Origin of the sequence: Spirosoma arboris (assembly GCF_009754945.1) — a bacterium.
In the GTDB taxonomy this organism is placed as follows: domain Bacteria; phylum Bacteroidota; class Bacteroidia; order Cytophagales; family Spirosomataceae; genus Spirosoma; species Spirosoma arboris.
Window position 1 is genome coordinate 79529 of record NZ_WPIN01000019.1, and the last position, 14150, is coordinate 93678.

11 protein-coding genes are annotated in these 14150 nt (G+C 48.7%); 2 read left to right on the plus strand and 9 right to left on the minus strand.

What is annotated here, in order from left to right; all coding sequences use genetic code 11:
• Positions 1-25 precede the first annotated feature (25 nt).
• Positions 26-2110 carry an NAD(+) synthase gene (nadE, locus tag GO755_RS33200; protein WP_157589747.1) on the minus strand — a complete coding sequence of 695 codons (2085 nt, stop codon included), beginning with the start codon at positions 2108-2110 and terminating at the stop codon, positions 26-28.
• A 205-nt stretch (positions 2111-2315) separates the two neighbouring features.
• Here nadE and GO755_RS33205 point away from each other — a divergent pair, with 205 nt between their 5' ends.
• Entirely contained in the window at positions 2316-2543 is a 228-nt protein-coding gene (locus tag GO755_RS33205) for a DUF433 domain-containing protein (RefSeq protein ID WP_157589748.1), read from the plus strand.
• Entirely contained in the window at positions 2543-2875 is a 333-nt protein-coding gene (locus GO755_RS33210) for a DUF5615 family PIN-like protein (protein ID WP_157589749.1), read from the plus strand. The genes GO755_RS33205 and GO755_RS33210 overlap by 1 nt, the downstream gene beginning before the upstream one ends.
• Positions 2876-2916: 41 nt before the next feature.
• Here GO755_RS33210 and GO755_RS33215 read toward each other — a convergent pair whose 3' ends face one another.
• The 8 genes from GO755_RS33215 to GO755_RS33250 form a co-directional block, all read right to left on the minus strand.
• Positions 2917-3900 carry a phosphatase domain-containing protein gene (locus GO755_RS33215; RefSeq protein ID WP_157589750.1) on the minus strand — a complete coding sequence of 328 codons (984 nt, stop codon included), beginning with the start codon at positions 3898-3900 and terminating at the stop codon, positions 2917-2919.
• 18 nt (positions 3901-3918) lie between these two features.
• Positions 3919-4941 (minus strand): RNA ligase, encoded by a 1023-nt coding sequence (locus GO755_RS33220; RefSeq protein WP_157589751.1) that lies wholly within the window; start codon positions 4939-4941, stop codon positions 3919-3921.
• A gap of 213 nt (positions 4942-5154) precedes the next feature.
• Positions 5155-6441, minus strand: a complete 1287-nt coding sequence (locus tag GO755_RS33225) for a DUF5690 family protein (RefSeq protein WP_157589752.1) — start codon at positions 6439-6441, stop codon at positions 5155-5157.
• Positions 6442-6534: 93 nt separating this feature from the next.
• On the minus strand, positions 6535-7095 hold the full coding sequence (locus GO755_RS33230) for a phosphonate degradation HD-domain oxygenase (RefSeq protein ID WP_157589842.1): 561 nt from the start codon (positions 7093-7095) through the stop codon (positions 6535-6537).
• 4 nt (positions 7096-7099) lie between these two features.
• Entirely contained in the window at positions 7100-8023 is a 924-nt protein-coding gene (locus GO755_RS33235; RefSeq protein ID WP_157589753.1) for a metallophosphoesterase family protein, read from the minus strand.
• Positions 8024-8054: 31 nt separating this feature from the next.
• Positions 8055-9137, minus strand: coding sequence for an alkaline phosphatase family protein (locus tag GO755_RS33240; protein WP_157589754.1), 1083 nt, complete (start codon positions 9135-9137; stop codon positions 8055-8057).
• A 75-nt stretch (positions 9138-9212) separates the two neighbouring features.
• A complete protein-coding gene (locus GO755_RS33245; protein WP_157589755.1) occupies positions 9213-10811 on the minus strand; it encodes a SusD/RagB family nutrient-binding outer membrane lipoprotein in 1599 nt (532 codons plus the stop codon).
• Between the two features lie 72 nt (positions 10812-10883).
• Positions 10884-14108, minus strand: coding sequence for a SusC/RagA family TonB-linked outer membrane protein (locus GO755_RS33250; RefSeq protein WP_227687185.1), 3225 nt, complete (start codon positions 14106-14108; stop codon positions 10884-10886).
• Between the last annotated feature and the right edge of the window lie 42 nt (positions 14109-14150).

Sequence of the window (14150 nt, forward strand, 5' to 3'; positions counted from 1 at the left end):
TTTTCACAAAGTTACACGGGCTTACCTAAAACCCAATCTTGCCTTTCCGCCCACTTGGCTTCTGCTCGTTTGCCCAGTCACGCATCTCGGCAATTTCTTTCTCGAAACCACCCGACAATATTGGGAAGCGGCACCATGAGCGTGGATCGAGGTTGTGGTCGTCGAGGTGGAACGAGGGAGCATAGCGTTCGCGCTTCCATTGGTTTCGGCTCCAGAGTTTGAAAAACCGCTCAACCCAGACCAGCAACTTCTCCCGATCATGAACACCAGCATAGCGAACTTCCACAAGTTTCAGAACTTCCACTGGCGGCTGTTTATCACGAATGGCGGCTTCTTCAATGGAATTCAGGACATCATAGGCCATCAGGTCGTCTTCGTCGGTTTGCTTTTTGTCTAGCGGTCGCAGTTCGGCGGTGGGTTGTAGGTTATTGACAGCGTGCAAGCCCTTGACCTTAATTAAGTCATCAGACGCGGTTGGCTCCATAACCGAACCAGTGCGGTCGGCGGGGGTCGATTCGTTTTTAACGTTCAGGCCAACCGTTTCGAGCCAGCGCAGCCAGCCCCGCAGAAAATGCTTGTCGATACCAGTAATGGGCGAAATGCTGCCCGCGGTGTCGCCATCCATAGTTGCATAGCCAACGGCGGCTTCGGAACGGTTCGAAGTGGTGAGTAACAAGGCATTATTGAGATTGGCCAGCATCCAGATGCTTGGAGCACGAACCCGCGCCTGAATATTTTGCAGCGCCAGATCATCGGTCTCCCAGGAAAGTTTTCGCCCTAACTGTTCCTCAATAAGTCCGCGATAGGTTTCGACCAGGCCGTTGATATTGATATTCATGAAGGTTGCTCCAATATCGTCGGCTAGTTCTTTCGCCGAATTGAACGTATCGTCCGACGAGTTTTCGGTGCCCTGATACATAACCGTCAAGAGCTTGCCTACCATTGCTTCGGATGATTCACAAGCCTGAAGCGCCTTTATATAACTGAGCTTTTTCTTAACACCCTCCAAACCAAGATTCTGCACAGCCATCCGAATCATTAGGGACACAAGTGCAGCAATAGCCGACGAATCAGCTCCTCCACTCAATGACAGCACATACCCTTGCGAACGACTTTTCCGCAGGTAATCAAACAGGCCGAGCGCAACCGCCCGTGCAAACTCTTCTTCTTTCAGATAACCGCCCCGTTCCCAGGCTTCGAGTTCGGCTTTCTGGATAACGGGCGCAATATCCGGCCAATCGAACCGATCCGACACACGCAGATTTGGGTAAGCGAGGGCGATATTACTTCGGTTTTGGGTCTGATTCAGGCGGGTAGCTTCTACGTCGACCACAGCCGGAACAATCAGAAAATCCTCGTAACTCAGGCGCGGCCCCGACACCAGCAATTCACCGTTGGAAGCCACCATCGCATCGCCGTCGTAAATCATTCGACCAGCTTCGTTGCCTAACATGTTGCTATACACGTAGCTAACGCCAAACGCCCGTGACGCATCGACCACAAATCGTTCGCGTACCTGCGATTTGAGAAAAGCAAAGTGGCTGGCGGTCGGGTTCAGGATAATATCGACTCCGCGCTCATACAACATCCGGCCCGGCCGGTTAGCGACCCAGGCATCTTCGCAAATCTCAAAACCAATCCGAATACCTGACAGATCGAATACGACATCCCCAAAAGGATACGAGAAATCCCCGATTTTGATCTCATCCCGAACATAAGGATTCCAGGGCTGAAACCAGCGTGTTTCGTAGTGAACGCCGTTATTTGCCAGGTTCTGCTTTACAGCAAAGCCCAGAATTCGCTTATTGGCAATTAGACAGGCCGTATCGTATGTGCGGTTGTTGTGCCGCAACGGCAGTCCCACAGCCACGGCAATGTCATTCGTGTATTGAACAATATCCAGCAACGAAGCAATGGATTGATCGATGGTATTCTGTGCAAAAAAGGCATCCTCGCAGCCATAGCCCGAAATGCATAATTCGGTCAAACACAGCAGACTCACGTCTTGTCGCTGAGCTTCCTCAATGGCATTGATAATGTTTTTCTTATTGTGTTCCCAGTCAAGCGGGATTTGATTCAGGACACCAGCGGCAACTTTAAGGAGTTTCATGTATTAATGGCGAATGAGTGAATGAGTAAATGAGCGAATTGCCTAATGGCAGTGATTTGCCCAAAGCTCAGTTCTGCATGAACTATACGCGTCTGTATGAGTAACAAAGATGGGGCGAAAATAGGTTTAGTTTGCTAGAAACTGGGTTAATGGAATCGAAGATGGCTTATTGATGCATCGGCCGTAAGTTTTGCTATATTTGGATATGCGTAATTATCAGGAGTATATCAGTTTGAATCCCGAAATTCGTTTCGGCAAGCCTTGCATCAAAGGTACTCGTATTGCCGTGCAGGATATTCTAAGCTGGCTGGCGTCGGGCATGACGAATGACGAAATTCTGGACGATTTCCCAGAGTTAACAATCGATCACATTCGGGCGGCACTAGCCTTTGCGGCTGATAGTGAACGCCGTACCCGTTTGATTGCAGCCTAATGCAAATTCTACTTGACGCTAATTTGTCTTATCGTTTAGTAAAGAAATTAGCGGATATATTCTCTGACTGCCTACACGTTACCCGAACAGGCCTACCGATTCCTGCAGAAGATATTGCCATCTGGCAATGGGCGCGCATGAATAACCAAATCATCATCACGAACGACGACTATTACAATCTAGCCAATACATACGGCTTCCCTCCGAAAGTTGTTTTATTGAGAATGGGCAATCAGTCGTCAGCAAGTGTTTTCGAAACTCTGCAAAAGCATATCGATGATCTTCAAAAATTGAACGAATCAGACGAATACGGCATGCTGGAGTTATTTTAACGGCTAGGCAATCAAAGTCGATGAAATCCGAATAAGCCTCCTTAAAAATCCCCATAATCCACCTGTACGCACGTTAGTCCTAGCGTTCGTCGCCACATATCTACTACTTGCTGGCGGTCGTCTACTACGAGTTCGACGTAGCATTTACCCAGAATGTGTTGCTCAAACAGCTCATGTTTAATAATCGAATCCTTGCGGTTATCATTTTGAGGGCGCATAAATAATTGATAATCTGGCGCTGTGGATTCGGCCGCCGTGGATTCGGACTGCCAGCCAAAATGCTGATTAAGCCAGGCCGTAGTTTCGGGTCGGCAAACGGTGTCTCGTCCTGAAAAGAAGATGATCTGATAACCCGATATCTTCAACGATTTTACCAGATTGATAATCGGCCATTTAGGGGTATCCTCGCCTACCCGATGCCAGTCGAACGGAAAGCGACCACCGTTGACTCGGTCAACCATTTTAGCTACGGTTCCATCAATATCGACCAATACGCAACGCGGCAATGCCTCGTCCTGTTCTCGTTGGAAAACAGGATTCCTCGTCAGGATTTCGGTCTGAAATTTGAAATTCTTCTTAAGCATACCAAGTTGTTCAGCCTGTTTCCGAATCACGGCCTCCCCTACTGAATCGAGTCGGTACCGATCCCGCTGGATGCATTCATCTACCGGAACGTCGATTAGTTTGTAGTTGATTTCAACCTCATCGAAATGACCAGAAAGTAGTTTTCGAAACTCGTTGATGTAACTCAGTTTCAGGGTTGTGTTGTCGATCAGTATGTGCCAACCTCGCGCTAATCCGTCCAGGATGGCCGTTTTCTGCAACTCATTAACGATATTTTCAATCCGGTTCTTCTCCTTGTCGGGCCAAGTTGCCCAGAATTCACTAAGCGATACGGACAATAGACTACGACGGAGATCGTCGCGATTGACGCGCAGCCAATTTGGGGTTTCGGCACAAAACTGTTTGGCAAAGGTTGATTTACCGCTTCCACTCAGGCCGGTTAAAATTAGGACTTGTTTCATTTGCTGTCTTGGCCCAGGCTAATTGTCATCGGCTTTAAAGGCCTTCTGAAATGTTGGGCGAATGTGTTTCCAGATGATAGAATCGTAAGGTTTGTTATCTAACATTTTGAACAGAACCGACGGATAGCGTTGCGTCTGGTAGTAAAAGGCGTTTTCTTTTCGGTCGCCGAGATCTTGAAAAGCAGCACGACATTCATTGTCAATCTGGACATACTGCGTTTCCAGCTGTGATTTCGTTTGCTTCACCCAGGCATAAAATTCGTCGGGAACGGCTTCAAGAAGTTCGTCCAGCGATTTTCCGGCGGCAAGATACTCCCAGATGGCCACGTTCGAGACGCCGGTCATGATTCGATGGAGACGCACGTATTCGGCCAGTTTGATTTTTACGCGCAACCCGCTCTCGAATTTCACAACAAACCCTTCTCGATTGAATTCATCACCCGTTGATAGCATCCGAAAATCGGCGATACTATCGTAGCGTTTCACTACTGGAAATCCCAAGTCGTCGGGCAGATTTTCATCTTGCCCTGTTTCGTTGTCAATTACGGCCAGCAGAACAAGATCATCCAAATCAGCGTAGTCAACTACGATCCGATTTTCAGGGTAAATGATCTCGAATAGGTACGTTTTCGACCGATCAAGTCGATCAAATGTATGCGCATAACGGTCGTATAACACTTTTGTACCACGCTGCGATTGTTCACTTGTGAACGAACCACGCGTTGCTAAATAGGGTCGATCATTAAGCCAATACAGGATTCCCAATGAACCATCCATCTTTTCGTATACGTCAAATGGTTCAACTGGAATTTCGTTGGGATCATGTTCTTCAAGATTAAAAAACTTGCGAAATGGACGCGCTACCACCTGCCCGGCAGCATCGAGAATCAGTCCACGGCAGGTCAGCGTCCAGTCATTCCAAAGTCGCTCGTACTGCGTTTTGGGTGCGTAATTGTAAATAAAGAGATCGACCGTCGGGTGCTTCTGCACAGAAATATACCGATCGGCGATTAGTTGATGAAGTTCGTTTAAGGATTGCATGGATAAAAAAAGCCCGGCATTCTGATGAGGAAGCCGGGCTTATAAGTATGGTTTGATTCGTTGCGTTTTTGTTGTCGTCAACAACCTGACCAGTTTGCCCAATACCTCCGGCTACCATCCTGTTTGGGGCGGTAATTGGTTAGTATTGACTGTGTAAACTGATGCATGATTAGTTCGTATTGCGGATGCAATAGTACGAAATTACGGTTGATTTTAAGCAATACTTTCTTCCCGAACAACAACCACTATTTCCTGAAAACGCCTTCTGAAATACATAAATGAAGCGATGACCAGCAACATATACAACACAGCCATGATGTAGGCTCCATACATGAAAAATTCGCGGTAACTGATGTTGGCGTGCCCGAAGTTCTTATAAAGAAGGACCGACACGCTGCCCAGATAACCATACCAATCGGCCAGCGTTACGATGAAGCCTACCGTACTCACGTAGCGGAACGAGGCAATCAACCGCTCGAAATAGAGACCATTGCAGGGTACATAAGCCATATACAAGCCTAAGCCCGTCAGCAAAAACCAGTTACCCGGCGAAAGCGTATCGATTGAATAAGCATAGGTACTCAAACCGACCATTGCTCCACCCGCCAGCATTAGTCCGTTGAGCAGAGTAAATGCCCGAAAATTATCGGTTACCCGCTGAAGAAGGGCCATGACAATCAGGATTCCAACGGCCACCATTGTTTCGGTTTTGGCGAAAATGCCAGGATTGTCAACGCCCGCATCTTTCAGGATTTCGGGGCCGAAATTATCCCGAAAATCACGGAAGGCTGATAGTAATACATAAGACAGGATCAGCAAAATCAGGCCGGGTCTAAAGCTCCCAACAAAAGCGCTTCGTTCGTCGGCATCCATCGGTCTGCGTTCGGTGCGGAGGGCGCGGTCTTCGTCGGTAGGTGGTGGTAGTAGCGTCATGGCGTAGATCGACACGAGCATCGGCAAAACGAATAAGGAACCCGTTACAAACGGTAACCAGAATTCAGATACCCCCCAGGCGCTTTTGATCGTCAAAGCCACTGTTTTGACAAAACCTGATGCGAAAATAAACGAAGCGGTTAAGCCAGCTACGAGCGCATCCGTTTGACGGCGACCTTCTAAAAAGCCAAGCATGGTGCCATACACCAGACCAAGCGGCAGACCATTCAGAAACAGAAAGACGATGTTATACGGAGCTGGAACCAGCGCAAATCCGAGTAAAGCTGAGAGCGCAACGGCCACAAAGAAGAGAATATTGATAGCCCGACGTCCCGGCGACATTTCCGAAACCACCTTTACCCCAATGCCTTTCGATACCGCGTAACCAAATACCTGCGCCGTAACGAGCCAGATTTTATAGCTGATGCCCGCAAAGAACATGCCTTCGAAGGTAGTTGCCGTAATGCCCCTTCGAAAGGCGTACATGCAGGCGTAGGTGCAAAAAGCGGCTGTTGCACCGAAAATAACAAAGGTGGTTGGGTTGCGCAGAAAAGCGGGAGAACGCATAGATTTTTGTTATGCTAGCAAGAAGGTATTATTGATGAAGCATGACAAAATAGCGAATAAGTCCGAATGCGCAACAAGCATCACCCGCGTAACTTAATGCCAAGAGTCGGCCTCGTATCCAGCGCATCGTTGGCAGATGGCTAAGTAATGCGCCATGTCGGGAGTAGGCAAACCGGGTATTTTGGCCTGTTCATCCCAGCCCCGGACCTGTAGAATCTCCCGGAAATAAGGATTCGTCTCAAACGCCAGGGCCTCCCCCGCTTTCATCGGGCCGCCCTGAAATTCCAGCGTTTTTACACTCGCTTCCGACAATCGGGCGAAGTATTCTGGTTTTTTATACACCAGATATCGCTTGGCATTCACGTGATGCTCAATCAGTTGACCTACTTTTTCCGAAAAACCCATCTCACGCAGATAATCAGCACCGAGTTTTTCGTGGTCAACGGTGCCATAGCCATCCATGTAGCCCCCAGCTAATTCGGGGGGTAAAAGGTGGCCAATATCGTGCAGAAAAGCGGCCGCTACTGTTTCCTCATCAGCACCGGCCTTCTCGGCCAATTGAGCGCATTGCAGGGCGTGTTCAAGTTGGGTTACAGGCTCGCCATAATAGGCGTCGTCTCCACTCTGAGCGAATAAATTGGCAATGACTTGCATAGCACTATTGGTATTGTAAATAGGTCCGTTCCACCGTTCCATCATCGTATAAATCAATAAGGGCATAGCCGGCTTTCGTTTGCTGATAGGTATCGTTACGCCACCAGTCGCCACAAACAGCCCCATTACACAGGTACGTAACGCCGTTATAATCCACCCGGTCGAGCAGGTGCATGTGTCCACTCAGGGCGGTTTTTACGTTCGGGTATTGATAAAACAGCTTCAGTAATTCAGGCGTATTCGACAAAACCAAAGCCGCCGGAATAGTCCAGTTGCCATCCTTGATATTATTGTCACTAAAGAAGCCGGTGGGGCTAAAAATCGGAATGTGCGACAGGACTAGAGTTGGCTTTTTCGTGCCCGTTTTAACCAGATCCTGTTTTAACCAATCTAATTGTTCAGCGTCAATATTGCCCGTATACCACTTTCCGTCTGGTTTGGGCTGCACGCTGTCGAGAATAATAAAATGCCAGCCACTGCGGTCAAATGACCGATACCGATTGCCGATCTTCATTTGATCGATCGCCCATTTTTTGCCATAGCTGGGGTCTGTTTTCGCATTCTCGAAACCCCAGATATCATGATTACCAATGCAGTATTCGATAGGCAGCGAGTTGTTCGCTTTCACGACGGAGTTCCAGGCATCCCATTGTTTCTGCACATCCGAGCGATCCTTTGCCAGGGCATCCATGATCACATCGCCCCCGTGCAGGATAAATGATGGCTTATCGGCGTGGCTCTGTGCATGTTGAAAACACTTCGCAACAGATTCCATCGGCTTACTGTCTGGCGTAATATGCGTATCGCCGAGGTACGCAAAGCGAAGGCTACGCTTACGGGCCGTTGAGGATGGAATGTTCTGGCCGTCGACGGCAGGCACGAACGGCAGTAGCGCCGACGCTTTAAGAAGTGTTCTACGATTTATCATGACAGCTTGCTTCTGTTCTGACACAAACCAATCACCGATTTGCGCCTACTATTGTATCAATTGGTTTTCCTACTGGATGGTCAGCCTTAAAGTCAAAGCCCAGTAACTGAGCCAACGTAGCTGCTATCTGATTCTGAAAGAACACGGGGCCGTTTTTCTGCTCGCCAGTAGCGGAAATTCCAGTACCCATTGTTACCATCCATATCTGATACGAGTCGGCCGTTTTTGTGCCATGATCTTTCCAGCGGGCTTTTGGTGTATGGCCTCGGCCATGATCAGTCGTAACCAATATAGCTGTTTTTCCGGCATACTGTGGCATTTTCTGGATCATTTTCCACAAATCAGCCAGGTATCCGTCAATCGACTGAAGCATTCGGAGATGATCTAGATAACGTCCGGCATGGGCCAGATCATCGGTCTCGTCGAACGATAAAAAAAGCACCCGTGGCTGATTCTGTTTCATGTACTGCCGGGCACTAAAATACGTCAGAAAATCGGCTCGTACGCCATCGCCATTTTCTCGCGGATACAACGCCGTTATATCGCTCAGCAATGAATCGGTGGCCGTGCGTGGTTGGGTGGGTTCATTAGCCGAGCTGGCATAAATACCAGTTTTCTTCTCGTTGACAGCCGCTTCAATGACATCCCAGGACGAAAAAACGGACACTTTACCAGCAAAGCCAGGTTGCTTGTTCAGGAACTCCAGTACTGTTACGTTCGGGTTGTCAATTTTATCGTTCGACTTGATTCGGTCGTCGGCATACCCAGTCAGAATTTCGTTATAGCCCGGATAACTGAACCAGTGCGGATTCGAGACATTCACCCGGCTACCCAATTGTCGATTCCCGTAGAGTTGCCCCTGTTGGCCAATGGTATTCCAGATAAAGGGCGTAAGTCGTTTCCGGCGTTCGGTGGGGGTAGCGGCCCAGAACTGTTTATGGGCGCCAGCCGTATCGCGACTGAATACGGGATCAAAAAGCAAGGTAGAGTCGGCTCCATTAAAAATCTCCTGCCAGCGTACACCATCGAGGGTCACCAGAATCAGATTCTGCGCTGGTTGAGCCATCGCCGGGGAGCCTAGCAGAACACAAAAAAGTAGACGAATTAATCGCATGTCTAAAAGCTCGAAAAAGACCAATAAGATTTTAAAACCTTATTGGTCCAAGTAATTATTGATAGGCCAGAGCAATTATTTCAAAATCCACATAGCGGCATTGATGTCGTCAGTGCCACCAAACTGGCTTGTAACAGCCGATGTATTGTTGGCGGTATTGTAAGATCGTTCTGTAGATGGATACTGCCACCGGAGCGGAATTCGGCTACTATTTGCCGTTCCTGGACCGACCAAAAACGTCGGAACGCCTGTTCGTCGTTGGTTGTAGAAGGCTTCCATACCCGAATTCTGTGCAAAAGCCAGGTATTTCTGTGTCTGAATCTGTGCCTGACCAGCCGCAGTATTGCCCGCATATTTTACAGTGGTCTGTGCATAATAGTCAGCGAAGCTCACATTCACGGTGTAGGTATTAAAGTTTTTGTAACCTCCGTCAGCTGAAAAATAAACCGTATTCGCCCCATCGGTCAGGCCATAAAAGCCCCACGATGCCTGAATCCCTTTTTGATAATACGTTTCGGCATTACCCGACGCCCAGCCCCGGTTAACTCCTTCGGCAATGTTGAACATCAGTTCGGGGTAACCGATAATGATATAGGGCTCGGCAGTGTAGGTGCTATAATAGCGCTTGCGGTTCTGGAACGAATAACCGCCAACGTTGGCTTTAGAGGCCATTATTTGTAAATCTTCGCCTGATGAAGCGCCTAAGAACGCGCTAAAATCCGTTGGCTTGGCACCAGCCGCTACTAATGAACCAGCAGGTTCGGCCACGACAAATGTCCGTGGATCTTTCAGGCTTGTCAACGTACCGAGGTAGGTAGCAGCCATATTTTCGCGAGTGGCGTTCTGCCCAAAATTGTCTGGACTACGGGTGTATTTGTTGTAGGTACTGTTATAGACATACTGCAAATTGTCCGCCATTCCGGTCAGGATCGGGTACTTTGTCGGGTTATTCAGCACATCGGCAAAGCGGGCTTTTACGTTTAGGTCCGTATCGGCTTCCTGCTTACTCAAACTTACCAACACCCGCAGCTTGTACGTATTCACCACTTTCTGCCACTGCGTCAGGCTGTTACCGAGGTAGAAATCGCCAGCCAGGTTATTATCGGCTTTAGCAATAAGCGTGGTCAAATCCGTATTGGCGCCGTCGAGCCAGCTTAGTACCTGCACGTATACTTCTTTCTGTGTATTGTATTTTGGGGTAAGATTACCCGCAGCCTGAAGCGCATCAGTCATTGGAATATCACCGAGTCGTTTGGTCATATTCTCGAAAAAGTAAGCGCGAAAGAATTTACCAAGCGCAGAGTAAACGTTTATATCTGGCTGGCCCGCTTTTTTAGCTTCCGCTTCCATCTGCACAACATTTTTCAATGTCGTATAGTATAAGCTTGTCGATGTCCAGGCATAATCATTCGTTGCGTAGTAGTTGTAATTGGAGCAATAGAACTGATTCCAGCGTTGCTCTGGTCCCCAGGGGCTACCCGTTACCCCATTGTAGCCCGATGGATCATTGCTACCAGCGTACATATCGTTTTCAATGCCCTGAATAATCAACGAGGCTGGCACACTCGTTGGTCGGTTGTTATCGGTCTCAAGCTGATCGAATGGCTTTTCGCAGGCACTCAGTGCCAGGCTCAATGCGAAAATAGCAAGCAAACTTTTTTTATAGCGTTTCATGAGTTTGTTAGCAGTTAGCTTCTGCCTTCGCTTTGCACAAAGCGAAGGCAGAAGAGAGTAGAGGTGGTGAGTTTAGAATGTCAGATTCAGGTTAACCCCATACCGTCGGGTCGTGGGTGTTTGCAGACCTGATGTAGCACCGGTAATGAATTGATCGAGGTCGATATCGTTCCGGGCAGCAAAATACAGCAGGTTCCGACCGACAAATGATACGGACGCAGCCCGTAAACCCAGTTTACTGATGAGTGGCTGGGGAAACGAGTAGCCGATGATCACTTCGCGCAGTTTGGCAAACGACCGGCTAATCAGGTAAGATTCGGTCTGGCCGTACTGACGGGCTATGTAATCCTGAACGAATGTTTTAGCTGTGTTCGGGGCATAGGTCAGCTCACCATAGTTTGTGATGGCTCCGGTCGCAGCATCGTATTTAATCGGTGTACTGCCTGAAATAACCACGCCACTGCCAACGTAAGACTGAACGCCCTGTACATCATTCAGACGGGCAACGCCAATTTCTCCTTCAGCGGTTTCGAGGTTACGACCGCCCTGGTAGGTTTTCTGCTTGATATAGTCACCGATCACACCCCCAACGCGCCCATCGAACTGAAAGCTGAAGTTGAAGTTTTTATAGGAAAAACGGTTGTTAATTCCCCATACAAACTTCGGGTTCACATACCCCAGAAACTGCGAGACCGGGTTAGCAATAGGTCGTCCACCAGCATCATTAATTAATTGACCATCTGGGGTTTTATAAAAGGCACCACCATAAAGTGCATCGACCCGGTCGCCGATATTAATGTAGCGGCTTCCGCTGCTTCCGTTCACGAAATAGCTGGACGCTACCGTGTTGATACCACCTTCTGGATATACCTCTTTCAACCGTTGCACGTAGGTCGAATAGTTGGCGACGACATCCCAGTTCAGGCCACCAGACGAACGAATAGCTTTTGTCGTTACCGATAATTCAACGCCTTTCTTCTGAGTTTTAATACCATTTACCAACCTCCCTGTGTAGCCGGTTCCTTCTGACTGGTTCAGGGTGAAAATTGCCGGACCTTCGTTACTGATATAATACACGGCATCTAAGGCAACCCGGTTATTCAGGAAACGAGCATCCAGACCAAACTCCGTTTGTGAAGTGGAGCTAGGTTTCAAATTTGGGTTGTTCAGCGTATTGGTATAAAAACCAGCCGGCTTATTGTTGTAAATCAGCGGGGTTGAATAAACAGCTGCGTTCTGGTAGCTGGGACCGCCGTATGCAGAGAAATACTGTGCTCCATAGCCTAGCGGATTGGCATCACCCTGGGTCGGCGTTGCCCCAATGGTACTACGCGTCAGGCCGTCTTTCACGTTGGCATAGGAAGCCCGTAGTTTCAGAAAAGATAAAAACGGTACTGCCTGGGCAATAGGTAGGTAATCCGATAATACAGTGCTCAGCGCCACCGAAGGATAGAAATAGGTATTGTTCGATTTAGGCAGCGTTGAGAGTTTATCCATACGGCCCGTGGTCGACAGCGTTGCATAATCGCGGAACGTAAAGTCAGCAGAATAATAGGCTGATAGCACCCGCATATCCGACGCAAAACTCGATGCCTGTACAGGATTCGACGAGTTCGAGAGCGAATAAACACCCGGTACAATCAGGTAGTTTGTGCTGGCGTAGTTCGAGTTGTAGTTAAACACCCGCATTTCAGCACCCGCCAATGCATTAATGGTCAGATCTTTCGTGACAGGCTTGTTGTATTGCAGCAACAGCTGGTTAATGTTGTCGGTCAGATTCCGACGATCTTCCCGGTAATCGCCCCGTGCTTCTTCGCGGCCATAGGTTGTAGCAGAGTACGGAAATTTCTCGTTGCGCAGCAGGTCCCAGGTTGTCAGTTGCACTTTACCGGTCAGATCCAGACCATCGGCGAGATTGTATTTCAGGGACGTATAGCCGTACAAGTTGTTCATATAGTGACCACGTGTCCAATATTTAGCCTGAAACCAGGGGTTATTGTAGCGCTGGTGTTCTTCATAAATCTGCTGAACTCCTTCTTTACCTGGCTCCCAGATCTGCTTCATGTCGTCGATATTCCAGTCGGCACCACCCCAGATATTAACGTTGTAAATCAGTGAGTTTGGACCGTAGTTCACATCCGGGATATTGGGCGTGTACTGCTTGTTGAAGTTGATGCTCGACTCAAACCGGAGCCGGTTTGAAAAATTGTAGCCCAGCGTTGTATTGAAGTTGGTGATATTCAACCGGGTAGTGGGCACCAGTCCACGCTGGTAGTTCTGCGAAACTGAGAAACGAAGGTCATATTTCTCACCCGACGACGACACGGCGATGTTGTTCGAACTTAAAATCCCAGTCTGTAAAAAACGCTTAAGGTTATCTTTACCACGCGGTAAAAATGGCGTCGGCTGACGATTGCTTGTAAAGGAGCCCGCCCAGAATTTGGTAGTGTAGGTTTGGCCGGGCGTCACTGGACTATCATACTGAGGAATCAGCTGGCCATTCAGTGCTGGCCCCCAGATGTCATAATCACCATCGTTGATACCGCCCCCTTTTCCATCGCCATACGCATACACGCCATATTCGCCAGGACCGTACTGATCCTGTACTTTCGGAATAGCCAGGAATCCCTGATCGGCCATCTGACTGGTGTTGACTTCTACCGAGAAACCCCGCTTGTCTTTCGAACCCCGCTTGGTTGTAATCAGAATGGCACCGTTTTTACCCCGGAAACCATAGAGAGCAGAAGCAGACGCTCCTTTTAATACCGTATAGGTTTCAATATCATCCGAACTGACGTTCCAGGTATCGGAATTGATTGGAATACCATCGACAACAAACAACACATCGGTATTGCCCCGAAGCGCGATGGAAGGTGCTCCCAGGAGTTCGGAACTGGCCCCAATCGTTAACCCTGCCACTTTACCCGTCAGGGAGTTGATTGGGTTTGGTTCACGGGCCTTGGTGAGCAGCGCACCATCTACCGTCTGAAGCGCCACACCCGTATTCCGAATATCTTTCTTGATACCAAGCGCCGTTACCACCACTTCGCTGAGTGTCGATGTACCTGCTCTCAGCGAGACATCGAGCGTTGTTCGATTGCCAACAGCGATATTCTGCGTTTCGTAACCGATAAATGAGAACGTCAGCGACGAATTAGGATTGACACTATTGAGTGTATACGACCCATCAGCTCGGGTTGTCGTACCCGTCGTGGTACCTTTCACCACCACCGATACACCCGGTAATGGCTGGTTATCATCAGCGGCCACAACACGGCCGGTTATCGTTTGCGCCATAGCCGAAAATCCCGATAGTGTACACAGGGAAAATACGATGGC

Excerpts from the sequence above, each read along its gene's own strand:
- nadE (WP_157589747.1), bottom strand. The coding sequence starts at position 2,110 with ATGAAACTCCTTAAAGTTGCCGCTGGTGTCCTGAATCAAATCCCGCTT.
- GO755_RS33205 (WP_157589748.1), top strand. The coding sequence starts at position 2,316 with ATGCGTAATTATCAGGAGTATATCAGTTTGAATCCCGAAATTCGTTTC.
- GO755_RS33210 (WP_157589749.1), top strand. The coding sequence starts at position 2,543 with ATGCAAATTCTACTTGACGCTAATTTGTCTTATCGTTTAGTAAAGAAA.
- GO755_RS33215 (WP_157589750.1), bottom strand. The coding sequence starts at position 3,900 with ATGAAACAAGTCCTAATTTTAACCGGCCTGAGTGGAAGCGGTAAATCA.
- GO755_RS33220 (WP_157589751.1), bottom strand. The coding sequence starts at position 4,941 with ATGCAATCCTTAAACGAACTTCATCAACTAATCGCCGATCGGTATATT.
- GO755_RS33225 (WP_157589752.1), bottom strand. The coding sequence starts at position 6,441 with ATGCGTTCTCCCGCTTTTCTGCGCAACCCAACCACCTTTGTTATTTTC.
- GO755_RS33230 (WP_157589842.1), bottom strand. The coding sequence starts at position 7,095 with ATGCAAGTCATTGCCAATTTATTCGCTCAGAGTGGAGACGACGCCTAT.
- GO755_RS33235 (WP_157589753.1), bottom strand. The coding sequence starts at position 8,023 with ATGATAAATCGTAGAACACTTCTTAAAGCGTCGGCGCTACTGCCGTTC.
- GO755_RS33240 (WP_157589754.1), bottom strand. The coding sequence starts at position 9,137 with ATGCGATTAATTCGTCTACTTTTTTGTGTTCTGCTAGGCTCCCCGGCG.
- GO755_RS33245 (WP_157589755.1), bottom strand. The coding sequence starts at position 10,811 with ATGAAACGCTATAAAAAAAGTTTGCTTGCTATTTTCGCATTGAGCCTG.
- GO755_RS33250 (WP_227687185.1), bottom strand. The coding sequence starts at position 14,108 with ATGGCGCAAACGATAACCGGCCGTGTTGTGGCCGCTGATGATAACCAG.